Origin of the sequence: Nocardioides sp. Leaf307, from assembly GCF_001423135.1 — a bacterium.
Taxonomy (GTDB): Bacteria; Actinomycetota; Actinomycetes; order Propionibacteriales; family Nocardioidaceae; genus Nocardioides; species Nocardioides kribbensis.
Genome location: NZ_LMNY01000002.1, coordinates 578,454 through 602,438, shown reverse-complemented (window position 1 = coordinate 602,438; position 23,985 = coordinate 578,454). Strand labels below are relative to the sequence as shown.

Annotated in this window: 25 protein-coding genes; 21 read left to right on the top strand and 4 right to left on the bottom strand. The window is 73.2% G+C overall.

Annotated elements, in window-relative coordinates; translation table 11 throughout:
• Positions 1-107: 107 nt before the first annotated feature.
• Genes rplS through ASF50_RS12040 form a run of 3 tightly spaced genes read left to right on the top strand, consistent with a single transcriptional unit; the run spans position 108 to position 2,084 of the window.
• On the top strand, positions 108-458 hold the full coding sequence (gene rplS, locus ASF50_RS12050) for a 50S ribosomal protein L19 (RefSeq protein WP_056904606.1): 351 nt from the start codon (positions 108-110) through the stop codon (positions 456-458).
• A gap of 46 nt (positions 459-504) precedes the next feature.
• Entirely contained in the window at positions 505-1,353 is an 849-nt protein-coding gene (gene lepB / locus ASF50_RS12045) for a signal peptidase I (RefSeq protein WP_082499912.1), read from the top strand.
• On the top strand, positions 1,350-2,084 hold the full coding sequence (locus tag ASF50_RS12040) for a ribonuclease HII (protein ID WP_056904605.1): 735 nt from the start codon (positions 1,350-1,352) through the stop codon (positions 2,082-2,084). The genes lepB and ASF50_RS12040 overlap by 4 nt, the downstream gene beginning before the upstream one ends.
• Here ASF50_RS12040 and ASF50_RS12035 read toward each other — a convergent pair.
• Positions 2,016-2,795 carry a YqjF family protein gene (locus tag ASF50_RS12035; protein WP_235557657.1) on the bottom strand — a complete coding sequence of 260 codons (780 nt, stop codon included), beginning with the start codon at positions 2,793-2,795 and terminating at the stop codon, positions 2,016-2,018. The genes ASF50_RS12040 and ASF50_RS12035 overlap by 69 nt on opposite strands.
• Positions 2,796-2,869: 74 nt before the next feature.
• Between ASF50_RS12035 and ASF50_RS12030 the strand changes: the two genes are divergently transcribed.
• From ASF50_RS12030 to ASF50_RS11990, 9 genes are all read left to right on the top strand, one after another.
• Positions 2,870-3,178, top strand: coding sequence for a DUF2469 domain-containing protein (locus ASF50_RS12030; RefSeq protein ID WP_056862375.1), 309 nt, complete (start codon positions 2,870-2,872; stop codon positions 3,176-3,178).
• Between the two features lie 100 nt (positions 3,179-3,278).
• Entirely contained in the window at positions 3,279-3,713 is a 435-nt protein-coding gene (locus ASF50_RS12025; RefSeq protein ID WP_056862376.1) for a TadE/TadG family type IV pilus assembly protein, read from the top strand.
• The gene (locus tag ASF50_RS12020) at positions 3,713-5,437 is read left to right on the top strand and encodes a pilus assembly protein TadG-related protein (protein ID WP_056904604.1); all 1,725 of its coding nucleotides are present in this window, start codon (positions 3,713-3,715) and stop codon (positions 5,435-5,437) included. Before ASF50_RS12025 ends, ASF50_RS12020 begins: the two co-directional genes overlap by 1 nt.
• Positions 5,438-5,613: 176 nt before the next feature.
• Positions 5,614-6,066, top strand: coding sequence for a TadE/TadG family type IV pilus assembly protein (locus ASF50_RS12015; protein WP_056862378.1), 453 nt, complete (start codon positions 5,614-5,616; stop codon positions 6,064-6,066).
• Between the two features lie 74 nt (positions 6,067-6,140).
• Entirely contained in the window at positions 6,141-8,096 is a 1,956-nt protein-coding gene (locus ASF50_RS12010) for a hypothetical protein (RefSeq protein ID WP_056904603.1), read from the top strand.
• Between the two features lie 134 nt (positions 8,097-8,230).
• Positions 8,231-8,599 (top strand): YraN family protein, encoded by a 369-nt coding sequence (locus ASF50_RS12005; protein WP_056904602.1) that lies wholly within the window; start codon positions 8,231-8,233, stop codon positions 8,597-8,599.
• Complete coding sequence (locus ASF50_RS12000; protein WP_056862381.1) at positions 8,599-10,191, top strand: YifB family Mg chelatase-like AAA ATPase; 1,593 nt, start codon at positions 8,599-8,601, stop codon at positions 10,189-10,191. The genes ASF50_RS12005 and ASF50_RS12000 overlap by 1 nt, the downstream gene beginning before the upstream one ends.
• On the top strand, positions 10,188-11,351 hold the full coding sequence (gene dprA / locus ASF50_RS11995) for a DNA-processing protein DprA (protein ID WP_056904601.1): 1,164 nt from the start codon (positions 10,188-10,190) through the stop codon (positions 11,349-11,351). Before ASF50_RS12000 ends, dprA begins: the two co-directional genes overlap by 4 nt.
• A 169-nt stretch (positions 11,352-11,520) precedes the next feature.
• Positions 11,521-12,420: a tyrosine recombinase XerC gene (locus ASF50_RS11990; RefSeq protein WP_056904991.1), complete on the top strand. Its 900-nt coding sequence runs from the start codon at positions 11,521-11,523 to the stop codon at positions 12,418-12,420.
• A gap of 107 nt (positions 12,421-12,527) precedes the next feature.
• Here the strand turns inward: ASF50_RS11990 and ASF50_RS18505 are convergent, their stop codons facing one another.
• The gene (locus ASF50_RS18505) at positions 12,528-13,097 is read right to left on the bottom strand and encodes a M23 family metallopeptidase (RefSeq protein ID WP_235557656.1); all 570 of its coding nucleotides are present in this window, start codon (positions 13,095-13,097) and stop codon (positions 12,528-12,530) included.
• Positions 13,098-13,696: 599 nt separating this feature from the next.
• Between ASF50_RS18505 and rpsB the strand changes: the two genes are divergently transcribed.
• The 7 genes from rpsB (at position 13,697) to ASF50_RS19480 (ending at position 18,996) form a co-directional block, all read left to right on the top strand.
• Positions 13,697-14,653 carry a 30S ribosomal protein S2 gene (gene rpsB / locus ASF50_RS11980; RefSeq protein ID WP_056862383.1) on the top strand — a complete coding sequence of 319 codons (957 nt, stop codon included), beginning with the start codon at positions 13,697-13,699 and terminating at the stop codon, positions 14,651-14,653.
• Between the two features lie 96 nt (positions 14,654-14,749).
• Entirely contained in the window at positions 14,750-15,562 is an 813-nt protein-coding gene (gene tsf, locus ASF50_RS11975) for a translation elongation factor Ts (RefSeq protein WP_056862384.1), read from the top strand.
• A gap of 143 nt (positions 15,563-15,705) precedes the next feature.
• Positions 15,706-16,419 (top strand): UMP kinase, encoded by a 714-nt coding sequence (gene pyrH / locus ASF50_RS11970; protein WP_056904600.1) that lies wholly within the window; start codon positions 15,706-15,708, stop codon positions 16,417-16,419.
• 52 nt (positions 16,420-16,471) lie between these two features.
• Positions 16,472-17,026 (top strand): ribosome recycling factor, encoded by a 555-nt coding sequence (gene frr / locus ASF50_RS11965; RefSeq protein ID WP_200918953.1) that lies wholly within the window; start codon positions 16,472-16,474, stop codon positions 17,024-17,026.
• A 20-nt stretch (positions 17,027-17,046) separates the two neighbouring features.
• On the top strand, positions 17,047-17,934 hold the full coding sequence (locus tag ASF50_RS11960) for a phosphatidate cytidylyltransferase (protein ID WP_056862387.1): 888 nt from the start codon (positions 17,047-17,049) through the stop codon (positions 17,932-17,934).
• A gap of 13 nt (positions 17,935-17,947) precedes the next feature.
• A complete protein-coding gene (locus ASF50_RS11955; RefSeq protein WP_056904599.1) occupies positions 17,948-18,487 on the top strand; it encodes a histidine phosphatase family protein in 540 nt (179 codons plus the stop codon).
• A gap of 38 nt (positions 18,488-18,525) precedes the next feature.
• Positions 18,526-18,996 (top strand): hypothetical protein, encoded by a 471-nt coding sequence (locus ASF50_RS19480; protein ID WP_200920126.1) that lies wholly within the window; start codon positions 18,526-18,528, stop codon positions 18,994-18,996.
• A gap of 22 nt (positions 18,997-19,018) precedes the next feature.
• Here the strand turns inward: ASF50_RS19480 and glpK (ASF50_RS11945) are convergent, their stop codons facing one another.
• Both glpK (ASF50_RS11945) and ASF50_RS11940 read right to left on the bottom strand, forming a co-directional pair.
• A complete protein-coding gene (gene glpK / locus ASF50_RS11945) occupies positions 19,019-20,548 on the bottom strand; it encodes a glycerol kinase GlpK (RefSeq protein WP_056904598.1) in 1,530 nt (509 codons plus the stop codon).
• Entirely contained in the window at positions 20,545-21,297 is a 753-nt protein-coding gene (locus tag ASF50_RS11940; protein ID WP_056904597.1) for an IclR family transcriptional regulator, read from the bottom strand. The genes glpK (ASF50_RS11945) and ASF50_RS11940 overlap by 4 nt, the downstream gene beginning before the upstream one ends.
• Positions 21,298-21,445: 148 nt before the next feature.
• On the opposite strand from ASF50_RS11940, the gene ASF50_RS11935 reads away from it, so the two are divergent.
• The gene (locus ASF50_RS11935) at positions 21,446-22,276 is read left to right on the top strand and encodes an MIP/aquaporin family protein (RefSeq protein WP_227489291.1); all 831 of its coding nucleotides are present in this window, start codon (positions 21,446-21,448) and stop codon (positions 22,274-22,276) included.
• A 104-nt stretch (positions 22,277-22,380) separates the two neighbouring features.
• On the top strand, positions 22,381-23,898 hold the full coding sequence (glpK, locus tag ASF50_RS11930) for a glycerol kinase GlpK (RefSeq protein WP_056904990.1): 1,518 nt from the start codon (positions 22,381-22,383) through the stop codon (positions 23,896-23,898).
• Positions 23,899-23,985 lie beyond the last annotated feature (87 nt).

Sequence of the window (23,985 nt, the reverse complement as noted above, 5' to 3'; positions counted from 1 at the left end):
GCCACAGGGGGAGCACGACGCCGCCGGCCACTCGCACTGCGCCCGACACCTGAACACGCACGACCATCCGACACCGCGGCTGACCTGTGGCACCCGCGAGGAGAACCATGACCAACGCGATTGCCGAGCTCGGCAACTCCCTCAAGCGCGACGACGTCCCGGCCTTCCGCGCCGGCGACACCATCAAGGTCCACGTCAAGGTCGTCGAGGGCAACCGCTCCCGCGTCCAGGTGTTCCAGGGCGTCGTCATCCGCGTCCAGGGCTCCGGCATCGGCCGCACCTTCACCGTGCGCAAGGTGTCCTTCGGCGTCGGCGTCGAGCGCACCTTCCCCCTGAACTCCCCGATCTTCGAGGAGATCGAGATCGTGACCCGCGGTGACGTGCGTCGCGCCAAGCTCTACTACCTGCGCAACCTGCGCGGCAAGAAGGCGAAGATCAAGGAGCGCCGCGAGGCCTGAGCGGTTCTGCTCCCCGCAGCACCACCGGCTTCCTAGACTCACCCGCGTGACCTCACCCGACCGCGACCCCGTGCCCGTCGAGAGCGACGGCACCGCGCACCCGACCGAGACCGGTCGGGGCGCGGAGCCCGACCCGGCCGTCACGGAGTCGCGGTCGCGGTCGTTCCCGGGCGCGCGCGGACCGCGCCGGGAGCGCTCGCTGCCGTTCGGGGTCGAGACGCTGGTGCTGCTCGCCGTCGCGGTGGGCCTGGCGGTGCTGGTGAAGACCTTCCTCCTGCAGGTCTTCTACATCCCCTCGGAGTCGATGGAGCCCGGCCTGGTCGAGAACGACCGGATCGTCGTGCAGAAGGTCTCCTACTGGGGCGGTGGCACCCCCGAGCGCGGTGACGTCGTGGTCTTCCAGGACCCCGGCGACTGGCTGGGCGAGGAGGAGACGCGCACCGCGAGCAACCCGGTCACCAAGGGCCTCGACGCGCTCGGCCTCTACCCCGGTGGCGGCCACCTCGTGAAGCGCGTCGTCGGCGTCGCGGGCGACACCATCGTGTGCTGCGACGAGGCCGGGCGGATCAGCGTCAACGGCCTGCCCATGGAGGAGGACGCCTACGTCCTCGACGAGAAGAACATCAAGTGCCGCGGGCCGATGCTCGGCGACTGCGACTGGCAGGCGGGACCCGTGCCGGAGGGCACCGTCTTCGTGATGGGCGACAACCGCGGCCACTCCGCCGACTCCAGCTTCCAGATGTGCGCCGAGGGCGACACCGCCTGCGTGCCGGGCGACGAGTTCGTGCCGGTCGACGACATCGTCGGCAAGGTGATGGCCGTCTTCTGGCCCGTCGGGCACGCCGGGCTGCTCGATCGCCCCGACGTCTTCGCGGACGTGCCCGACCCGTCGTGAGCCTGCTCCCGCGCGGTGCCACGGTCCGGCGCGACGCCGGGCTCTACGGCTACGAGCGCGCCCTGCGACGCCACGGCATCGAGACCGTGGCCGGGGTCGACGAGGCCGGGCGCGGCGCCTGCGCCGGCCCGCTCGTGGCCGGGGCCTGCATCCTGCCCGCCGGTCGGGCGGGGATCGTGCCGGGTCTGGCCGACTCCAAGCTGCTGACCGAGCGGGCCCGCGAGCGGTGCTACGCCCAGGTCGTGCGGCGTGCCCTCGCCTGGTCGGTCGTCGTGGTCCCGCAGGAGGAGTGCGACCGCCTCGGCATGCACGTCGCCAACATCGAGGCGCTGCGCCGTGCGGTGGCCCTGCTCGACGTGGCCCCCGACTACGTGCTGACCGACGGCTTCCCCGTCGACGGCCTCGGCGCGCCGGGGCTGGCGGTCTGGAAGGGCGACCGGGTGGCCGCCTGCATCTCCGCGGCCTCGGTGCTGGCCAAGGTGACCCGCGACCGGATCATGACCGAGCTGCACGAGCAGTGGCCGGCCTACGACTTCGCCACCCACAAGGGCTACATCACCGAGACCCACACCGCGGCGCTGCGCGAGCACGGCCCCTCGCCGGTGCACCGGATGCGCTTCGTCAACGTCCGCCGCGCCGCGGGTCTGGAGCCTCCCGCGGGCTCAGAGCCGCTCGGGCAGCCCGAAGCGGGTCTGCACCCCGGTCGAGAACAGCACCGAGTCGGGCGCTGACCCGCTCACCCCGGGGAGCCCGGCCGCGGCGACCAGCTCGTCGTCGAGGGCGCTCACCCGGGCGCGGCGCAAGGGCCACGGGCCGTGGGTGTTGGGCACCCACAGCGTGCGCCCCAGCACGCTGGTGTGCAGCCCGAAGCGGGCGGTGAGGAAGAGGTCGAGGGGGTCGGGCTCGGCGACCGGCTCGCCCACCTCGATCTCGAGGCGACTGCGCGCGCGGCCGCGGGCGCGGCGTACGGAGTCGTAGCGGACGCGGGCGCCGGTGACGTCGGCGTCGTGGGGGAGCGCGGCCGGGTCCATCCTCATGCCGGCCCAGCGGTAGGGCACGTTGAAGGTGAGGTTGGCGCCGGCCACCACCGCGAGCCGCTCGGCCTCGAGGGAGCGGAAGACCACGCCGTGACGGCCGCGGTCGTCGGTGGAGTAGAGCCTGACGTTGGTCTCGAGGAACGTGCCGAACCACGGCGCCGTGCTGCGCCGCCCGAAGCCCGCCCCGACCATCCGGAAGGGGATGAGGCCGACCCAGGCGCTGCCGTCGTGCAGGTCGGGGCGCACCCCCGGCGGGAGCAGCGGTGCCACCCGGTCGGGATCGACGCGCCAGTGGACGAAGGTGATGTCGCGCCACCACTGGTTCATGATCGGGCGGCCCGGCAGCGGGGGCCCCTGGGCCTCGACGGGCCGCCCCGGGCCTGGGGGCACTCGGGTGTCGCTCACGTGTCTACGATGCCAGTGCGCACGGCCCGCGACCCCACCCCTCGGGCCCGCCCGCGCCGACGACGAGGAGAGCGATGAGCGCCGAGGATCTCGAGAAGTACGAGACCGAGATGGAGCTGACCCTCTACCGCGAGTACCGCGACGTCGTGGGCATCTTCAAGTACGTCGTCGAGACCGACCGGCGCTTCTACCTGTGCAACCAGGTCGACGTGAAGGCGCGCACCGAGGCCGGCGACGTCTTCTTCGAGGTGTCGATGAGCGACGCCTGGGTCTGGGACATGTACCGCCCCGCCCGCTTCGCCAAGAACGTGAAGGTGCTGACGTTCAAGGACGTCAACGTCGAGGAGCTCAGTCCTTCGGACATGGATCTGCCCGAGAAGTAGTCCTTTCGGGCCATCTGCCCCCAGCTGGCCGCGCGCCCCTGAGCGCCTTCCCTAGCCTCGCTCGTGGAGCTCGGGGGCTGCTGTGCGGGGTGAGGGAGACATGGGTCTGCGACAGGGACGCGACCGCGAACGGGGCGCGGCCGCGGTCGAGTTCGCCCTCGTGGCACCGCTGCTGCTGCTGCTCGTCTTCGGCATCATCACCTACGGCTACATGCTGAGCTTCCGCCAGGCGATCAGCCAGGGGGCGGCCGAGGGCGCCCGCGCGGCCGCCGTGGGCGCCCAGGCCTTCAACACCACCCAGGAGGCCTCGCGCCGCACGGCGGCCCTGGCGAGCGTGAACGAGGCGCTCCAGAGCTACGGCGTCTCCTGCAGCTCCGGTGCCACCTGCACGGTCACCTTCACCACCTGCGGCAGCGCCCGCTGCGTGCAGGTGCTGGTGTCCTACCCCTACGCCGCCCAGCCGCTGACCCCCAAGCTCCCGCTCGTGCCGCTGCCGCAGACGCTGAGCTACACCGCGACGGCGAGGGTGAGCTGATGCTGCGGGGCACCTGGTGCGTGCACCGTGACGAGCGCGGCCAGCGCGGCGCCGTCGCGGTCTTCCTCGCGGTCACCATCGCCCTGCTGCTCGCCGTGGCCGCGCTCGCCGTCGACCTCGGCACCCAGCGCGTCGTGCGCCGTGACATGCAGGCCATCGCCGACGTCGTCGCGCTCGACATGGCCCGTGAGATCGACGGCCGCTCCCAGGCCCAGCTGGCCGCGCTGGTGACCACCTCGTCCACCTCGCTGCTGAGCCAGAGCGTCGCCCGCAACAGCACCACCCTCGGCGACGACCTCGTCGTGACCGCCGACTGGGGATCGTGGAACGGCACGACCTGGAACACGACCGCCGAGCCGCCCACCGCCGTCAAGGTCGTGGCCAGCGCGAGCACCGACTTCGCCTTCGCCGCCGGCTCGGGCAGCGCGACGCGCACGGCGTACGCCACCTCGACGACGACCGCCTGCCACGCCCTGGGGTCCTACGCCGCAGCGGTGCGCAGCAACGACTCGGCCCTGCTCGCCCCGCTCAACAGCCTGCTGGGGGTCAACCTCACGCTGGTCGGCTACCAGGGCATCGCCAACACCGAGGTGAGCCTGGCCCAGCTGGCCGCGACCGCCGTGCTCGGCACCGAGACCGAGCTGCTCACCGCGCCGGTGGCCTTCGGCGACCTGGTCAAGGGCACCATCGACGTGCTCAACAAGGAGAAGCCGGCCGGCTACAGCGCGGCCGTCAGCGCCCTCGGCTCCTTCCTGGCCGTCGCCGGCAGCGTGCCGGCGGTGCGGCTGGGCTCGCTGCTCAACATCTCCCCGACCGACAGCGCCGCCCTGGAGACCGGGCTCAACGTGCTCGACCTGATCGCGGGCTCGGTCGGCGTCGCCACCGGCCAGCACGCCGTGGCCATCCCCAACCTCCAGGCCCAGGTGCCCGGCCTCGGCAGCCAGGTGACCGGCGGGATCTTCGTGCAGCAGGGCAGGCAGACCGCCTGCGGCGCGCCCAACTCGGTCGAGGCGCGTGCGGCCACCAGCCAGATCTCCGGCGACCTGGGCCTGACCTTCGTCAACCTCCCGAGCATGAACCTCAACCTCGGCCTGGTGAAGGGCACCCTGCAGACCCCCAAGGCCACCGGGAGCGTGCACCTCAAGCTCGGCAACGCCACCTCCCAGCTCGTCGACCCACCCCAGGTCCACTGCGGCAACGGCACCACGACCGACCCCTCGACCTTCTCCGTGGCCGTGGCCAGCGGGCTCGCGGAGTACAGCCTCACCGTCGACCTCGAGGTCAAGGGCACCCTCAAGCTCGAGCTGCTGCTGACCTCGGTCGACGTGGCGGTCGACGTGGGGGTCAGGCTGACCATGAGCAGCCCCGCCCCGGCCGCGACCAGCACCGTCTCACTGGCGCTGCCTCCCAACGACGTCACGCCGAAGTCGACCGGCGGCACCGTCAACGTGCTCAGCTCGGTGGTGCCCACCATCACCTCCTCCTCCATCACCGCCGCCGGCCTGACCCTCAACGCCAGCCAGATCACCTCCGTCACCATGGCGGTGCTCGACGGGCTCACCAACGGGCCCAACGCCTTCGTCAACAAGACCCTCACCCCGCTGGCCGGCAACCTCGACAGCCAGCTCGTCGGCCCGGTCGCCAGGCTCCTGGGCGTGCGGGTGGGTGGCGCCGACGTGTTCGCCCTCGAGGCGGTGTGCAGCCTCCCCGCGCTGCGCGGCTGAGCCGGTCGCCGTCCTCCGGCGGGACGCGGGCCGTGGTGGATCTGTTACCGATCTGAGGATCTCGCGTTGATTTTACCGAGCGAGCGCTCAGCACGGGTTCAGCCCGACCGATGCTCCTTGTCGCTGACGCGCGTCCACCGGGGGACCTGAGCAGCGCTCCCGAGAGGTGACCGGCTGTGGGCACGAGGCGAGCGGCACCGCAACGCTCCGAGCGGGGCGCGACCGTCGTCGAGTTCGCCCTGCTCATGCCGGTGCTCTTCCTGCTGCTCTTCGGGATCATCCAGTACGGCCTGTACTTCTGGGCCATGCAGGGCGGCAGCGACATCGCCCGCAACGCCGCCCGGATGGCGGCCGTCGGCGACCCCGCGACCTGCGCCGCCTACCGCACCGCCGTCGCCGCCGACATCCAGGGCCTCACCGGGTCGGGCTCCACCGCGACCGTGCGGCGCAGCTACGCCACCGCGCTGCCGAGCCAGGTGCAGGTGGGCGACGTGGTCACGGTGACGGTGCAGTTCGACAGCTTCGACCTGCAGCTGCCGATCCTGCCCTTCGTCGACGACGGGGAGGTCAACGCCACCGCCGAGGCGCGCGTCGAGTTCGTGCCGCGCCAGCCCGAGGCGTGCCCGTGACCGGGTGGTGCGCCCGCCCGGCCGCTCCCCGGGCGGCGGGGCGCTGCCGGCGTACGCGGGACGAGGGCGGGGCCATGGCGGTGATGATCGCCGTGATGGCCGTCGTGCTCTTCGGGGTGTCCGCGCTCGCGGTCGACCTCGGCAACGCCTGGTCCCGGGGGCGCGCGGTGCAGAAGCAGGCCGACGTCACGGCGACCAGCGCCGGGTGGCGCCTGCCGATGAGGGTGTCGGTGCCGGCGGCCGCGCCCGCGGCGATCGCGGCCGACGCGGCCCGTTACCTCAACGCCAACCGCGCCCCCGGCCAGCCGGTCGCCACCGGGTCGGCCCTGCTCGACGGCCAGCGCGCCAACGGAGAGGTGTCCTTCGAGCACGCCGACGGCACGGCCTGCACCGACGTCTGCGTGCAGATGGAGGTGGTGGCGCCGGCCGCCCACGTCGAGTTCGGCCTCGCCGGCGTGCTCGGCCGGACGGCCGTCGACGTGCAGCGGGTCGCGACGGTCAGGGTGGTCTCGCCGCTGCCGTCGCCCGCCGACATGGTGCCCTTCTGGCTGCCCGACGGGTGCGCCCTCGGCCCGGCCGCCGCCGACACCACCGGCGGCAACTCGCTCGCCGCGACCACGACCACGACCGTCGCCCCCAGCCCGACGCCCAGCCCGACGCCCAGCCCGACGCCCACAGCCACGGCAGGCGCCACGGGCAGCCCGACCGCGACGGCGAGCCCGAGCGCCACGACCACGACCGCGACCACGACCGCGACCACGACCACGACCACGACCACGGTGGCCTCACCCGGCATCCCGGTGGGGTCCCACCGGATCACCAGCCCCCGCACCCTGAGCGTCACGGTCGGGCAGCAGCTCAGCGTCTCCCAGCTCCAGGTCGACTCCATCCCCAGCAACACCGACCGTGCCTCGATCCGGTTCTACTCACCCGACGGCTCCACCTACGTCGACTACGCCGCCCAGGACGTCGGCAAGACCAACCCGCTGGTCGTGCCGACCTTCACCGTGGGCGGCGAGGTGTCGGCCACCCCGGGCACGTGGCGGGTCTACGCCCTGATCCAGGCGAAGGGCAACGCCCGGCTGGAGATCTCCGCCAACCACCTCGACTACGTGGTGGTCGGCCCGTCGCCCTCGCCGACCCCCACCCCCAGCCCGACCCCGACGGCGAGCTCGAGCCCGTCCCCGAGCGCCGGGCCCTCGCCCACCCAGAGCTCGTCCCCGACGGCGACGCCGACCCCGACACCCGAGCCGGCGCCGTCGCCGACCGGGGTGCCCGTGGGCTGCGTGGGTCAGGACCGCGGCAACTTCGGCCAGCTCGACAGCCCCCGGCGCGACGGCCTCACCGGGCAGCGACGGCTCGCGGCCAACATCGCCGGCGGGCTCGACCACCAGCTGGTGCCCTACTCCTTCGCCGTGGGCCAGACCGTCACCAAGGAGTGCGGCAGCGGCTCCTCCTGGATCAGCGGAGCCGTGCCGGACAACCAGCCCCTCGACGGCCGCAACTGCATCCTCGGCGACACCGGCAACGACGGCCCGGCCCTCTACGACGGCTTCGTCAGCGGCACGGGGTCGAGGCCGGGGCGCCTCGACGTGCGCAACGGCGCCACCACCTGCCCGGGTCGCGGCGACCTCGTCGTCGGCAGCGTGCGGCTCAACAACGACGTGCTCTCCTGTTTCCTGCGCAACGGCGCCACGCTCGACTCGCTGACCCGCACGGGGGTGTCGGCCACGATGCTGGCGCCGGAGGTCGTCGACTCGCCCCGGCTCGTGTGGCTCCCGGTGGTCTACGCCACCGACCGGGCCCAGAAGCGCTTCCAGCCGATCCTGGACTTCGTGCCCGGCTTCCTCACCGACGAGACCCAGAGCAGCGCCGCCTCGGCCTCCAACGGCCTGGCGATCAACGGCAACTCGGTCAAGGCGCTCCAGGTCTTCGTCTTCGACAAGGCGGCCCTCCCGGTCGACGCGCAGGCGCCCACGGTGGCCTACGACGCCGACCTCGGGCCCAGCATCGTGCGCCTCGTCGGCTGAGCCGACGCGACGTCCGGCCCGGGCCGGACCACGAGTCGTCCACAGACGCGCGCGACCGGAACGTCCTCCACACCCTCCTGCAGCGGCACCCCACGCACCGGCGATCCGGGGGAGCCTCCTTCCCAGGAGGTCCCATGACGACGACGGCAGGATCACGACAGGCCCTGGGTGCCTACGGCGAGGCGCTCGCCGAGCGTCACCTCGTGGCGCAGGGGATGACGGTGCTCGCACGCAACTGGCGCTGCCCGGCAGGAGAGATCGACCTCGTCCTGCGCGACGTCGACGTCCTGGTGGTCTGCGAGGTCAAGACCCGCAGCAGCCTGGGCCGTGGCACGCCGCACGAGGCGGTCACCGACGCCAAGCTCGACCGGTTGCTGCGCCTCGGCGAGGCGTGGCGGGTGGAGCAGGGGTTGGGGCGCGTCGAGCTCCGCATCGACCTGGTGGCGGTGCTGCGGCCCCGCCAGGGCGCCTCGACGATCGACCACGTGCGGGGGCTGGTCTGATGAGCACGGCGACCGCGCGGTCGGTGTCCTTGCACGGCGCCCTGGGGCACCTCATCGACGTCCAGACCGACGTGTCACCCGGCCAGGTGGGGCTCACGCTCGTCGGCCGACCCGACGCCTCGCTCAACGAGTCGCGCGACCGCTGCCGCATGGCCGTCATCAACGGCGGCTTCGAGTGGCCCTCCACCAAGCGCATCACGATCCTGCTGTCCCCGGCCGACCTGCTCAAGCGCGGGACGCACTTCGACCTGGCCATCGCCGTGTCGGTGCTCGCCGCCGACGGCACGGTGCCGAAGGCCGCACTCGACGGGGTCGTGCTCATCGGCGAGCTCACCCTCGACGGCAACCTGCGCGGCGTGCACGGGGTCCTCCCGATGGTGCTGGCGGCCGCGGCACGGGGGGTGCGCCGGGTCTTCGTGCCCGAGCCGCAGGCGCACGAGGCCGCGATGGTGCCCGACATGGAGGTCCTCGGGGTGCGGTCGCTGGGTCAGGTGGTCGCCGAGCTCCGCGGTGACGAGGTGCCCTGGGCGCCTCCGGTGGCCTCGGCGAGCGGGAGCCGTCTGCTCGCCTGGCGCGGCGACGAGCGCCGCGAGGAGGGCGACTTCGCCGACCTGCTGGGTCTCGAGGACACCCGCTTCGCCGTCGAGGTCGCCGCCGCGGGTGGCCACCACCTGATGCTGGAGGGGCCCAAGGGGGCCGGCAAGACCAGCATCGCCGAGCGCATCCCGACCATCCTCCCCGACCTCACCGGCTCGGAGTCCCTCGAGCTCACCGCGATCCACTCCCTGGCCGGGGTGCTGGAGCCGGGCGCGGGCATGGTGGTCCGGCCTCCCTTCAGCGCCCCCCACCACGACGCCAGCAAGGCCAGCCTGATCGGCGGCGGCAGCGGCGCGGTGCGGCCCGGCGAGCTGAGCCGGACCCACCTCGGGGTCCTGTTCCTCGACGAGTTCCCGCTCTTCCACAGCGACGTCATCGACGCGCTACGGCAGCCGCTCGAGAGCGGCGACGTCACCGTGGCGCGCCGCGAGGAGTCGGTCACGCTGCCGGCGCGGGCCATGGTGGTGCTCGCCTGCAACCCCTGCCCCTGCGGCGAGTACGCCCCGCGGTCGGGCTCGATGAGCTGCGGGTGCACCGAGCGCAAGCGTCGCGACTACCGCGCCCGCATCACCGGTCCCATCGCCGACCGCATCGACGTCGTGCGCTACGTCGAGCCCCTGGCCCCGCACGACCAGCGCGACGTGTTCAGCCGTGCCGAGCCCTCCGAGGTGGTGCGGCGCCGGGTGTCCCTGGCCCGTCGCCGCCAGGCCGACCGCTACGCCGGGTGCAGCTGGCGGCTCAACGCCCACACCCCGGGCCCGCAGCTGCGTGACCGGTGGCGGTTGGACGCCGACGCCCAGCGGGTGGTCGACGATCAGGTCTACGCCGGCCAGCTGACCGGGCGCGGTGCGGTGAGGGTCAACCGCCTCGCCTGGACCGTCCTCGACCTCCTGCCCGACGAGCGGGCCCGACCGGGGCTCGACGAGGTCGAGGTGGCGCTGCGGCTGCGTCGGGGCGAGCCGCTGCTGTCCTCGACGCTCCGGCGCGCCGGATGAGCCGGCGACCCACCGGGTCGGCGCCACGGGTCGGGCTCGACGACCGGCTGGCCCGCGTCGCGCTGAGCAGGCTCGCCGAGCCGGGCGACCTGCGGATGAACACCCTGGTCACCGATCTCGGACCCGTCGCCGTCCACGAGCACCTCACCTCCCAGCACGACCTGCACGGCCTGCTCGACGACGTCGGGCAGCGGCTGGAGGCCCTCGATCCCGAGCGGGAGCTCGTGCAGGCCGAGGAGCGGGGGATCCGCTTCGTCGTGCCGGGCGACCCCGAGTGGCCCGCGGGCCTCGACGACCTGCGGTCGGCCGACCCGCTCCACGACCGCGGCGGCGTGCCGATCGGACTGTGGGTGCGCGGGCCCCTGCGTCTCGACGAGCTCGCCGGGGGAGTGGCGGTGGTGGGCTCGCGCTCGTCGACGACCTACGGCGAGAGCGTCGCGCGTGACATCGCCGCCCGGGTGTCGCTCACCGGGCTCACCGCGGTCTCGGGGGCGGCCTTCGGCATCGACCAGGCGGCCCACCGCGGGGCGCTCGCCTCGGGTGCGCCGACCGCGGCGGTCCTCGCGTGCGGTGCCGACCGGAGCTACCCGGCCGCCCACTCGACCCTGCTGGACCACATCGCCGCCGTCGGCGCGGTGGTCTCGGAGACGGCACCGGGATTGCCGCCCACCCGCATCCGCTTCCTTAGCCGCAACCGGCTCATCGCCGCGCTGACCTGCGGCACCGTCGTCGTCGAGGCGGCCGCCCGCAGCGGCGCCCTCAACACCGCCAACTGGGCCGGCCGGCTCCACCGGGTCGTGATGGGGGTGCCGGGACCCGTGACCAGCGCGCCGTCGCAGGGCGTCCACCAGCTCCTGCGCTCCGGTGCCGCGGCACTGGTGACGGGCGGGGCCGACGTCCTCGAGCTCGTGGGAGCCAGCGGCGAGCACCTGGTCGAGGAGCCCCGCGGCCCGGTGCGCCGTCGCGACCGCCTCAGCCGGCGCGACCAGCAGGTCCTCGACGGTGTGCCGGTCGCGCGCGCCGCGCCCGCCGACTCCGTGGCCCGGGCCGCGGGGCTCGGGCTCCTCGAGGTGCAGTCGGCCCTGAGCCGCCTGCACCGCGCGGGGCTCGTGGAGCACGGTGAGGAGGGCTGGCGGCTCGCCGCCCTGGCTCACGACTGAGCAGGCCCGCCCGGCCTAGCATCGCCGGATGAGCACCCCGGCGCCGGACGACAGGGCAGCCGCCGTCGCCGCGTCGCCGGGCACGGGTGGGCCGGCTGACGACGGGCGGTCGGCCGAGCCCACCGAGCCCACCGAGCCCACCGAGCCCACCGACACGCTGCCGCCGGAGATGAGCCGCGTCCTGGCCGACTACGAGCGGCACCTCGCCGTCGAGCGCGACCTGAGCCCCCACAGCGTCCGCGCCTACCTCGCCGACGTCGCCGGCCTCCTCGAGCACGCCCGTCGCCTCGGCCACACCGACGTCGGCACCCTTGACCTCCGCACGCTGCGCAGCTGGCTGGCCAAGCAGCAGACGATGGGACTCTCCCGCACGACCCTCGCCCGCCGGGCGACCGCTGCGCGCGTGCTCACCGCCTGGCTCGCCCGCACCGGGCGGGCCCCCCAGGACGTCGGCGCCAGCCTCGCCAGCCCCCGGGCCCACCGGACCCTGCCCCCGGTCCTGCGCGCCGACGAGGCGGCCGACCTGATCCGGGCCGCGAGCGAGCTGGCCGACGACGGCAGCCCCGTGGGCCTGCGCGACGTCGCGATGCTCGAGCTGCTCTACGCCACGGGCGTCCGGGTCGGCGAGCTCGTCGGCCTCGACGTCGACGACGTCGACCGCGAGCGCAACGTCGTGCGGGTGCTCGGCAAGGGCCGCAAGGAGCGCACGGTCCCCTTCGGCCGGCCCGCCGCCCGCGCGGTCGACTTCTGGGTCCGGCACGGGCGACCGGCCCTCGTGCGCGCCGGGTCGGGCCCTGCGCTGTTCGTCGGCGTCAGGGGTGGTCGCATCGACCAGCGCGCCGTGCGGACCCTCGTGCACCGACGCATCGGGGACGTGCCCGGAGCCCCCGACATCGGACCCCACGGCCTGCGTCACACCGCGGCGACCCACCTGCTCGAGGGTGGCGCCGACCTGCGCTCGGTGCAGGAGCTGCTGGGCCACGCCTCCCTGGCCACGACGCAGCTCTACACGCACGTCACGACCGACCGCCTGCGCCGGGCCTACCAGCAGGCCCACCCCCGCGCCTAGGCCCACCGGGTGGCGCCTGCGCCGTGAGCCACCCGGGCCGTGAGCACCACTGCCCGCGCGGCGTCACGGGTCGTCGAGCCGTCCGGGGCGACAGCACCGGTCGTGCGTCAGCCCCTCGGCTCCTCGGCCCCTCGGTCCACCAGCCCCAGCCACGGAGCCCACGGGACCCAGGCCACCCATGCGCCCCGGGGGAGCGGGGGCGCCCACGGCACCGGCGACGTCGCCGCCGGACCGGCCGGGCGCGGCCGGACCGCTCCCGCCGCCCCGCCCGACCCCAGGGGGAGGAGGCGCACGGGCCCGGCCCCCACCAGGCGCAGGGGGTCGAGGTAGGTGTCGGGATCCGCGATCCACCCCCAGTGCAGGCAGGAGCGGGGCGCGCAGTGCGAGCCGCCGACCTGCAGGGCCCCGATCTCCTCACCGCCGGAGACGGTCGAGCCCACCGCGGCGGTCCCGGCCACCGGCTCGTAGGTGGTGCGGGTGGCGCCGTGGTCGACCACGACCACGCCGCGGCCCGCGATGATGCCGGCGAAGGAGACCGTGCCCGGGAGGGCCGCCCTCACCGCCTGGCCCGGCCGGCCGAGCAGGTCGACCCCTCGGTGGCCCGGCGCCCAGGGTGAGGCCGGCGCGTCGAAGCGCGCCGTCACCTCCGGAGGCGGGAGCAGGGGCCAGGTGCCCACCGGGTCGTCCCCGGCGCTGGCCGGCGCGACGACGCCGAGCAGCGACGCCAGCGTGAGTCCCGCGCCCGCCAGGAGCCGCCTCCGTGCCCGAGCGGAACCCGGCGGGCCGGCCGAGCCGGTCCCGGTGGTCCGGGGCGGCACGGCACGGACGGGGAGGGTCGGCGGGTGACGGCGCATGACCCCAGGCTCGAGGACCGTCGGGTGGACCGGGGAGAAGCGGGCGCACGGTGTGGAGGGAGCGCGGCGTCGCGCCGCCTGGGGGCGACTCGTGGGTCGTCGGATTGGGCTGCTGCGGCGGCCAGCGCGTAGGCTGGAGAGTGCGATCAGTGCGGCATGTCCGCAGTGGTCGACTTCGCACGTCGGCAGACCGCGTCGACCGCCCTCACCGGGGTGGTCGGTCTCCCGTGGGCGACGACCCTCGGTCCTGTGGCTCCCACTGCGCAGGTCGGGTCGCGCGCCGGCGTCAGGGCTCCCAGCACCCGCTGGGGGCGAACAACCGAGAACACGACCGGCCTCGAGCGCCGGTGCGTCCTCCCCGCCCCCGGGCGGAGGGCAAGGACGCACGCACGGGCTCGCGGCCACACAGGAGAAACCACACCATGGCAGTCGTCACCATGCGCCAGCTCCTCGAGAGCGGCGTCCACTTCGGGCACCAGACCCGTCGCTGGAACCCCAAGATGAAGCGCTTCATCATGACCGAGCGCAACGGCATCTACATCATCGACCTGCAGCAGTCGCTGGCCTACATCGACCGCTCCTACGCCTTCATCAAGGAGACCGTCTCGAAGGGCGGCACCGTGATGTTCGTGGGCACCAAGAAGCAGGCCCAGGAGGCGATCGCCGAGCAGGCGACCCGCGTCGGGATGCCCTACGTCAACCAGCGGTGGCTGGGCGGCATGCTCACCAACTTCCAGACGGTGCACCAGCGGATCAACCGTCTCAAGGAGCTCGACGAGCTCGACTTCGACAACGTCGCGGGCTCCGGTCGCACCAAGAAGGAGCTCCTGCAGATGAAGCGGGAGCGCGACAAGCTCGAGAAGACCCTGGGCGGCATCCGCGAGATGGGTCGCACCCCGTCGGCCGTGTGGATCGTCGACACCAAGAAGGAGCACCTCGCCGTCGAGGAGGCCCGCAAGCTCCGGATCCCGATCATCGGCATCCTGGACACCAACTGCGACCCCGACGAGGTCGACTTCCCGATCCCGGGCAACGACGACGCCATCCGCGCCGTCGGTCTGCTGACCCGCGTGGTCGCCGACGCCGTGGCCGAGGGCCTCATCGCCCGCTCCGGCGCCAAGACCGGGTCCGAGAGCGCCACCGCCGAGGAGCCGCTGGCCGAGTGGGAGCGCGAGCTCCTGGCCGGCGACGCCGAGAAGGCCGCCGAGACCGCCACCGCCTCCGACGCCACCGCGGAGGCCCCGGCCTCCGAGGCGACCGGTGCGTCCTCCGAGGGCGCCGAGTCCGCCGAGGTCGCCGCGTCGGCCGAGCCGGCCGCCGAGGCCCCCGCCGAGACCGAGACCGCCGAGGCCCCCGCGGCCGACGAGGCCAAGGCCTGATCCTGCTCCAGCCGTGACCACCGTCCGCGAGCGACGCTCGCGGACGGTGGCACGCCCGGACACCTCCCACTCACACAGAACCGAGGGACGAAGCACATGGCGAACATCTCCGCCGCGGACGTCAAGAAGCTCCGCGAGACCAGCGGCGCCGGCATGATGGACTGCAAGAAGGCGCTGACCGAGGCCGAGGGCGACTTCGACAAGGCCGTCGAGATCCTGCGCATCAAGGGTGGCAAGAAGATGGCCGAGCGCGCCGCCGAGCGCGAGGCCACCGCCGGCCTGGTCGCCACCTCCGGTGGTGCCCTCGTCGAGCTGCGCTGCGAGACCGACTTCGTCGCCAAGGGCGACGCCTTCGTCTCCGCCGCCCAGCGCATCGCCGACGCCGCCGACCAGGCCAAGGCCGTCGACGCCGAGGCGCTCAAGGCCGTCCCGCTCGACGGCAAGACCGTCGGCGAGGTCGTGGACGACCTGGCCGTCTCCATCGGCGAGAAGATCGAGCTGGGTCGTGTGGCCTACTTCGAGGGCCCCGTCGTGGTCTACATGCACAAGCGTGCCGCCGACCTCCCGCCGGCCGTGGGCGTCCTCGTCGAGTACGACGGTGACGAGACCGCCGCCAAGGGTGCCGCCATGCAGGTCGCCGCCATGCGCCCGCAGTACCTCACCCGCGACGAGGTCCCCGCCGACGTCGTCGCCAAGGAGCGCGAGATCGCCGAGGCGACCTCGCGCGAGGAGGGCAAGCCGGAGCAGGCCATCGCCAAGATCACCGAGGGTCGCCTCAACGGCTTCTTCAAGGACGTCGTGCTGCTCGAGCAGCCCTCGGTCACCGAGAACAAGAAGTCGGTCAAGGCCGTCCTGGACGAGGCCGGCACCACGCTGAAGCGCTTCGCCCGCTTCGAGGTCGGGGCCTGATCGCCACGACCCGTTCCGGCGTCATCCACTAGGTTGGCGCCACACGCTCGACGAGGAGGCCGGCCGACGATGACTCAGACCCTGATCATCGCCGCCGGCCTCCTCGCTGTGCACCCCCCGACCCGCTCTCGAAGGGACCGTCCGTGACCGGATACAAGCGTGTGCTCCTCAAGCTCTCCGGCGAGGTGTTCGGCGGCGGCAACGTCGGCATCGACCCCGACGTGGTGCAGGGCATCGCCAAGGAGATCGCCGCCGTGGCCGAGGCGGGCGTGCAGATCGCCGTCGTCACCGGCGGCGGCAACTTCTTCCGCGGCGCCGAGCTCCAGCAGCGGGGCATGGACCGTGTGCGGGCCGACTACATGGGCATGCTCGGGATCGTCATGAACTGCCTGGCGCTGCAGGACTTCCTGGAGAAGATCGGCGTCGAGACCCGGGTGCAGACCGCCATCACCATGGGTCAGGTCGCCGAGCCCTACGTGCCGCGCCGCGCGATCCGCCACATGGAGAAGGGCCGCGTCGTCATCTTCGGCGCCGGCATGGGCATGCCCTTCTTCTCCACCGACACCGTGGCCGTGCAGCGCGCGCTGGAGAGCCGCTGCGACGTGGTGCTGGTGGCCAAGAGCGGGGTCGACGGCGTCTACTCCGCCGACCCCCACCTCGACCCCACCGCGACCAAGTACGACGAGCTGACCTACGACGAGGCCATCTCGCAGGGCCTGCGGATCATGGACCAGACGGCGTTCGCCCTGTGCGGGGAGAACAAGCTGCCCATGATCGTCTTCGGCATGGAGCCCGAGGGCAACATCCTGCGCGTCGTGCAGGGTGAGAAGATCGGCACGCGGGTGAGCGCGGGCTGAGCGCCCGCCCCGCCCGCAGCAGTCCGCGACGACACAAGGAGCCCCTTCGGTGATCAACGACATCCTCAACGAGGCCGACAGCAAGATGAGCAAGTCGGTGGAGTCGACGCGCGAGGAGTTCGCCGCGATCCGCGCCGGCCGGGCCCACCCCAGCATGTTCAACAAGATCGTGGTCGACTACTACGGCTCGCCGACCCCGCTGCAGCAGCTGGCCAGCTTCACCGCCCCCGAGGCGCGGGTCATCCTGATCCAGCCCTACGACATGGGTGCGATGAACAACGTCGAGCGCGCGATCCGCGACTCCGACCTGGGCGTCAACCCCTCCAACGACGGCAAGGTGCTGCGCTGCGTGTTCCCCGAGCTCACCGAGGAGCGCCGCAAGGAGTACATCAAGGTCGCGCGCGGCAAGGCCGAGGACGGCCGGGTCGCGGTGCGCAACCTGCGTCGCACCGCGAAGCAGAACCTCGAGAAGCTCGAGAAGGACGGCGAGGTCGGCAAGGACGACGTCACCGGGGCCGAGAAGCGCCTCGACGGCACCACCAAGAAGCACACCGACGCGATCGACGAGATGCTCAAGAACAAGGAAGCGGAGCTGCTGGAGGTCTGAGACCTCCCACCACCGACTCGATGACAGACACCTCCCCGGACACCACCCCCGGCGCGACCCCACCGGTCAAGGACCACGGTCGCGCCGGGCGTGACCTGCCTGCCGCGTTCGCCTCGGCCTTCGTCCTGCTCGCGGCGATCGCCGCGTCGCTGCTGTTCTACAAGGCGGCCTTCATGGTCATCGTGGTCGCCGCCGTCGTGGTGGCGATCTGGGAGCTGCACCGTGGCTTCGGCGCCAAGGGCATCGACCTGCCCGAGCAGCCGCTCATGGTGGGTGGCGCCACGATGGTGGCCGTCGCCTACTTCTTCGGCGCCTCGGCCCTCGTCACCGCCACCGCGGTCGCCGCGCTGGTGATCATGCTGTGGCTGCTGCGCCGGGGCATCGACGGCTACGTCATGAACGCCACGGCGTCGGTCTTCACCCTGGTCTACGTGCCGTTCCTCGGCTCGTTCGTCGCGCTGCTGCTCGCCGAGGGCGGCTCGAGCGGCGCCGGCCTCGACAACGACGGCGTGCTGGCGGTCATCGTCTTCATCCTGGTCACCATCGCCTCCGACACCGGTGGCTACGTCGGCGGTGTGCTCTTCGGGCGACACCCGATGGCGCCGGTCATCTCCCCGAAGAAGTCCTGGGAGGGCTTCGCGGGGTCGGCGGTCGCCACCGTCGCCGGCGGCACGGCCCTCGTGGTGTGGCTGCTCGACGGCGACTGGTGGGTCGGCGTGGCCCTCGGCCTGATCACCGTCGTGATGGCCACCCTCGGTGACCTGTGCGAGTCGGTCATCAAGCGCGACCTCGGCATCAAGGACATGAGCCAGGTCATCCCGGGGCACGGCGGCCTCATGGACCGTCTCGACTCCCTGCTCGCCACGGCCGCGCCGATCTGGCTGCTGCTGCACTACGCCGTCTTCTGAGCCGGACCCTGCCGTGGCCGTCCACCTCGTGCGTCACGCGCGCCCGCTGGTCGAGCCGGGACGCCCGCCCCACACGTGGGGCCTGGACCCGGCGGGCTTCGACGAGGTCTGGGCGCTGCGCGAGTCGGGTCGGCTGCCGCGGCGGGCGGCATGGCTCAGCTCGCCCGAGCCGAAGGCGGTCGGGACCGCCCAGCTGTTGACCGACGGCGAGGTCTCCGTGCTCGACGGGCTGCGCGAGCACGTGCGGGAGTCGACGCAGTGGCTCGAGGACTTCCCGGCGGTCGTACGTCGTGCCTTCGCCGCCCCCGACGAGTCGGCCCACCCGGGCTGGGAGCCGCTCGCGGCCTGCCGGGAGCGGGTCGTGCGGGCCGTCGACGCCGTGCTCGCCGACCACGACGGGGACGAGGTCGTGCTCGTGGGCCACGGCACGGCGTGGACCCTGGTCGCGGCGCACCTGCGCGGCGAGGCGCCCGACCTCGACCGGTGGGAGCGGCTGGGCATGCCCGACGTGATCCGTGTCGACGACCCGCGCCGGGGCCCGCGGGCGCGGTGAGCGGCCCGCGCGGGCCCGCAGGTGAGATATTGCCTCCCATGGACACGACCCCCGACCGGCCCGTCGCGACGACGCCGGACCCGTCGCACGAGCCCGCGACCGCGGAGGCGAGCCGCGCCCGGACCTCGGAGGTCGAACCGCCCGAGCCGGGCGGGAGCAGCAGGGCCGACGAGGCCGCCCAGGAGGACGAGGGCGCCGGCGGGGGCCCGAGCTGGTGGCACCGTGACCACCCGACGTTCACCGCGCTGTCCGGCTTCTTCACCGGGCTGCTCTTCCTCATCCTGGTGCCGGGCGTCTACGGCGCGGTGCTCAACGCGATGGTCGCCTACGACACCGCGGAGCGGCTCTTCCCCTACGTGCTCGTGGCGCTGCTCGTGCCCGCGGTGCTGCTCGTCGTGCCGCGCACCCGGCGGTTCGGCCGCTACATGGCGCTCGGCCTGGTCTCGACGGCCGTGGTCGTGCTGGGCGTCGGCGGCCTCGTGCTCTGGATCCTGGTGGCCCGCGGCTGACCGGGCTGGCCGGGCGACCCGCTCAGCCGGGCGCCGCGGCGTCGGGGTCCTCGTCGACGACCCAGTGCAGGGTGCGCTGCACCGCGCGGTCCCAGGCGGCCCGCTCCCGACGGCGCACGACCGGGCTCATCGACGGCTCCCACAGCGCCGCGCGGCGCCACGTGCCGCGCAGGACGTCGAGGTCGGGCCAGAAGCCGACGGCCAGGCCGGCGGCGTAGGCCGCCCCGAGCGAGACCGACTCGGCCACCAGCGGCCGCTCGACCGGCACGTCGAGCACGTCGGCGACCGTCTGCATCAGCAGGTGGTTGGCGGTCATGCCGCCGTCGACCCGCAGCCGCGACAGGGTCAGCGAGGTGTCGAGGTCGACGGCCTCCACCACCTCGCAGGTCTGCCAGGCGGTGGCCTCGAGCACGGCCCGGGCGAGGTGACCGCGGGTGACGTAGGACGTGAGGCCCACGACGACGCCGCGAGCGTCGGCCTGCCAGCGGGGGGCGAAGAGGCCGGCGAAGGCCGGCACGATGTAGCACCCGCCGTTGTCCTCCACGCGACGTGCGAGGGTCTCGATCTCGGGGGCCGAGGAGATCATCTCCAGCGAGTCGCGGAACCACTGCACCAGCGCCCCGGCCACGGCGATCGAACCCTCGGTGGCGTAGACGGGCCTCTCTCCCTCGAGGGCGTAGGCGACCGTCGAGAGCAGGCCGTGCGTGGAGGGCGTGACGCTGGCGCCGGTGTTCATCAGCAGGAAGGCGCCGGTGCCGTAGGTGCACTTGGCCTCGCCCTCGTCGAAGCAGGTCTGCCCGAAGAGCGCGGCCTGCTGGTCGCCGAAGGCGCCGCCGATGACGACACCCGGCAGCCCGACCGTGCAGGTGCCGTAGACCTGGGCGTTGGGGCGGATCTCGGGCAGCATCGCCGCCGGCACGTCGAGGGCGTCGAGCAGGCGCTGGTCCCACTGCAGGGTGTGGATGTCCATCAGCATGGTGCGGCTGGCGTTGGTGACGTCGGTGACGTGGACGCCCCCGTCGGGGCCGCCGGTGAGGTTCCAGATCAGCCAGGACTCCATGGTGCCGAAGGCGACCTCGCCGAGCCGGGCCCGGCGCTGCAGGCCCGGCACGTGGTCGAGCAGCCACCGCAGCCGGGGTGCGGCGAAGTAGCCGGCCGGTGTCAGCCCGCAGACCTCCTCGAAGAGCGGCGCGGCGGCGCTGCGGCCGAGCTCGGCGACCAGGTCGGCGGTGCGGGTGTCCTGCCAGGTGATGGCGGGTGCGACCGGTCGACCGGTGGCGCGGTCCCAGACCACCGTGGTCTCGCGCTGGTTGGCGATGCCCACCGCGGCCACGTCGGAGGGCTGGAGCCCTGCGAGCGCCAGGGCCTCGGGCAGCACCCGCAGCGTGTTGGCCCAGATCTCGGCCGCGTCGTGCTCGGCCCAGCCGGGCCGGGGGTAGTGCTGGTGGTGCTCGTGCTGCGCGACCGAGACCATCCGCCCCGCGTGGTCGAAGAGCAGGCACCGCGTGGAGGTGGTGCCCTGGTCGATCGAGGCGACGTACGACGCGCTCACAGCCGCTCCTGCAGGGTCGAGGAGACGGCGTGGGCGGCGGCGACGACCTGCGTGACCAGGTCGTCGCGGGGCTCGCCGGACGGCCCGAGGACGCGGTCGCGCGGTCCGCTGACGCCGAGCGCGCCCACCCCCACCCCGAGCCTGTGCCCCAGGTGGCGGCGCAGGGGAGCCGCGAGGGTGGCGACACCGGGGCGCAGCGTGCTGTCGACGCAGGCCCATCCCTGGCGGCGGGCCAGCTGCACCGCGCGGGCGAGCGAGACCCGGGGGGTCGGGTCGCCGGCCTCGCGGGCCGCGGAGGCGCTCACCGCGGGGGAGAAGGCGAGCAGCACGAGTCCGAGGGCGCTGGTGGCCAGCGGCTGCAGCTCACCGACGCGCAGGCGCTGGGGCGAGCCGTCGGGGCGGAAGACGTGGTGCACGAGCTCGACGGTGCGCCCGGTCAGCACGCCCAGCTCGACCTCCATGCCGGTGCGGGCCGCGAGCCCGTCGGCCCAGTTGACGGCGCGCGAGCGCAGCAGGTGGGGATCGAGCCCCTCGCCCAGGGTGGCCAGGCCCGAGCCCAGGGCGTAGCGGCCGGTGTCGGGCTCCTGGGTCACGAAGCCGACCTCGCACAGGGTGCGCACGATCCCGTGCACCGTGGGCTTGGGCAGGTCGAGCAGCCGGGAGAGCTCCCCGAGAGCCACCGGCTCGTGCACCGCGCCGAGCACGTGGAGCACGGCCGCGGCCCGCTCGATGGACTGGATGGTGGCCATCGGTCGATCGTAGGTGTTCGACATCGACGAACGCACGTTCGACGATGTCGAACGACGGGCCTCGCCTGTGACGCGCGTCTCGTGTTGGCTGTGACCGGCGCCACCCCCGAGTCCCGGAGGAGCACGGCGCGTCCGGGAGGAGAGACAGTTGCGGTCCACGAAGAACCCCCTGGTCGGCGAGCTCTGTGCAGAGTTCGCCGGCACGATGATCCTGATCCTGTTCGGCACGGGCGTGGTCGCCCAGGTGTCGACCAGCGCCGACGGCAGCCTCGGCGACCACGACTCGATCGCCTGGGCCTGGGGCCTCGGCGTCACGCTGGGCGTCTACGTCGCCGCCCGCCTGTCGGGCGCCCACCTCAACCCCGCGGTCACCATCGCGCTCGCGGCGTTCAAGGGCTTCTCCTGGCGCAAGGTGCTGCCCTACTCCCTCGCCCAGCTCCTCGGCGCCTTCGTCGCGGCACTCATCGTGCGCGCCACCTACGCCGACCTCATCGCGACCGTCGACCCCGACCACACCATCAAGACCCAGGGCATCTTCTCCACGCTGCCCGGCAACGGCGGCGCGGGCGTCAGCATCCCCACGGCCTTCCTCGACCAGGTCGTCGGCACCGCGATCCTCGTCTTCGTGATCTTCGCCCTCACCACGGCGTGGAACAACCCGCCCCTGGCCAACCTCGGACCGGTCGTGGTCGGCCTGCTCGTGGTCGCCATCGGCATGGCCTTCGGCGCCAATGCCGGCTACGCCATCAACCCCGCCCGCGACCTCGGGCCGCGTTTGGCCTCGCTCATGACCGGCTACGGCGGGGCGCTCAACGACCAGAACGGCGACCTCTACTTCTGGTTGCCGATCATCGCCCCGATCATCGGCGGCCTCATCGGCGGCGCGCTCTTCAAGCTGCTCATCGAGAACCACCTCACCGAGGACCCCGCCGACGGCGCCCAGGACGAGGCGGTCAGCGAGCCCCGGCCCAACCAGTGACCGGGCCCGTCACCGGCCCCGGCACCACCCCCGGCACCACCCCCAGCACCACCCCCAGCACCACCCCCAGCACCAGCAGCACCCACCCACACCAGGAGGCACGCATGGCCGAGTACGTCGGAGCCGTCGACCAGGGCACCACCAGCACCCGCTTCATGATCTTCGACCACGGCGGCAACGAGGTGGCCCGCCACCAGCTCGAGCACGAGCAGATCCTGCCGCAGGCCGGCTGGGTGGAGCACGACCCGGTGGAGATCTGGGAGCGCACCCGCTCGGTCATCGAGACCGGGCTCGGCAAGGCCAAGCTCACCGCCGAGGACCTCTGCGCGCTCGGCATCACCAACCAGCGCGAGACCACCGTGGTGTGGAACCGCAGGACCGGGCGGCCCTACTACAACGCCATCGTGTGGCAGGACACCCGCACCGACCGGATCGCCAGCAAGCTCGAGCGCGACGGCCACGGCGACCTGATCCGCGAGCGGGCGGGCCTGCCGCCCGCGACGTACTTCTCCGGCGGCAAGATCCAGTGGATCCTGGAGAACGTCGACGGGGTCCGCGAGGCCGCGGAGGCCGGCGACGCGATCTTCGGCAACACCGACTCCTGGCTGATCTGGAACCTCACCGGCGGCACCGACGGCGGCGTGCACGTCACCGAGCCGACGAACGCCAGCCGCACCATGCTGATGGACCTCGAGACCCTGCAGTGGGACGACGAGCTGCTGGCCCTCTTCGACATCCCGCGCCAGATGCTGCCCGAGATCCGCTCCTCCTCCGAGCCCGGCGGCTACGGCACCACCCGGGCCAACGGCCCGCTGCGCGGCGAGGTGCCCCTCACCGGCATCCTCGGCGACCAGCAGGCCGCCACGGTGGGCCAGGTCTGCTTCGCCCCCGGCGAGGCCAAGAACACCTACGGCACCGGCAACTTCATGCTCCTCAACACCGGCACCGAGCTGGTGCGGTCGAAGTCGGGCCTGCTCACCACGGTCTGCTACAAGTTCGGCGACCAGGACACCGTCTACGCCCTCGAGGGCTCCATCGCGGTGACCGGCTCGGCGGTGCAGTGGCTGCGCGACCAGCTCGGGATCATCTCCGGCGCCGCCCAGAGCGAGTCGCTGGCCCGCCAGGTCGACGACAACGGCGGGGTCTACTTCGTGCCGGCCTTCTCGGGTCTCTTCGCGCCCTACTGGCGCTCCGACGCGCGCGGCGCCATCGTGGGGCTCTCGCGCTTCAACACCAACGCCCACCTGGCGCGCGCCACGCTGGAGTCGATCTGCTACCAGTCGCGCGACGTCGCGGAGGCCATGGAGAAGGACTCCGGCGTCACCCTGGAGGTGCTCAAGGTCGACGGCGGGGTGACCGCCAACGAGCTGTGCATGCAGATCCAGGCCGACGTGCTCGGCGTCGAGGTCAGCCGACCGGTCGTGGCCGAGACCACGGCGCTCGGTGCCGCCTACGCCGCCGGTCTGGCCGTCGGGTTCTGGAACAACACCGACGAGCTGCGCGAGAACTGGAACGAGGCGAGGAGATGGTCGCCACAGTGGGATGAGGAGCGTCGCCAGGCGGGTTACACCCAGTGGAAGAAGGCGGTCGAGCGCACGCTGGACTGGGTCGACGTGGAGTGACGTCGACCCCGGCCCGGCCGGTCGCCGCCTGACCGGCCGGCCCGGGCCCGCTCCACCCCGGCACCACGCAGCCCAGGCACCGCCGGC

Excerpts from the sequence above, each read along its gene's own strand:
- ASF50_RS12020 (WP_056904604.1), top strand. The coding sequence starts at position 3,713 with ATGCTGCGGGGCACCTGGTGCGTGCACCGTGACGAGCGCGGCCAGCGC.
- ASF50_RS19480 (WP_200920126.1), top strand. The coding sequence starts at position 18,526 with ATGGACACGACCCCCGACCGGCCCGTCGCGACGACGCCGGACCCGTCG.
- ASF50_RS11990 (WP_056904991.1), top strand. The coding sequence starts at position 11,521 with ATGAGCCGCGTCCTGGCCGACTACGAGCGGCACCTCGCCGTCGAGCGC.
- tsf (WP_056862384.1), top strand. The coding sequence starts at position 14,750 with ATGGCGAACATCTCCGCCGCGGACGTCAAGAAGCTCCGCGAGACCAGC.
- ASF50_RS11940 (WP_056904597.1), bottom strand. The coding sequence starts at position 21,297 with ATGGCCACCATCCAGTCCATCGAGCGGGCCGCGGCCGTGCTCCACGTG.
- dprA (WP_056904601.1), top strand. The coding sequence starts at position 10,188 with ATGAGCCGGCGACCCACCGGGTCGGCGCCACGGGTCGGGCTCGACGAC.
- ASF50_RS12030 (WP_056862375.1), top strand. The coding sequence starts at position 2,870 with ATGAGCGCCGAGGATCTCGAGAAGTACGAGACCGAGATGGAGCTGACC.
- ASF50_RS12005 (WP_056904602.1), top strand. The coding sequence starts at position 8,231 with ATGACGACGACGGCAGGATCACGACAGGCCCTGGGTGCCTACGGCGAG.
- ASF50_RS12010 (WP_056904603.1), top strand. The coding sequence starts at position 6,141 with ATGGCGGTGATGATCGCCGTGATGGCCGTCGTGCTCTTCGGGGTGTCC.
- rpsB (WP_056862383.1), top strand. The coding sequence starts at position 13,697 with ATGGCAGTCGTCACCATGCGCCAGCTCCTCGAGAGCGGCGTCCACTTC.
- ASF50_RS12025 (WP_056862376.1), top strand. The coding sequence starts at position 3,279 with ATGGGTCTGCGACAGGGACGCGACCGCGAACGGGGCGCGGCCGCGGTC.
- rplS (WP_056904606.1), top strand. The coding sequence starts at position 108 with ATGACCAACGCGATTGCCGAGCTCGGCAACTCCCTCAAGCGCGACGAC.
- glpK (WP_056904990.1), top strand. The coding sequence starts at position 22,381 with ATGGCCGAGTACGTCGGAGCCGTCGACCAGGGCACCACCAGCACCCGC.
- ASF50_RS12000 (WP_056862381.1), top strand. The coding sequence starts at position 8,599 with ATGAGCACGGCGACCGCGCGGTCGGTGTCCTTGCACGGCGCCCTGGGG.
- ASF50_RS11960 (WP_056862387.1), top strand. The coding sequence starts at position 17,047 with ATGACAGACACCTCCCCGGACACCACCCCCGGCGCGACCCCACCGGTC.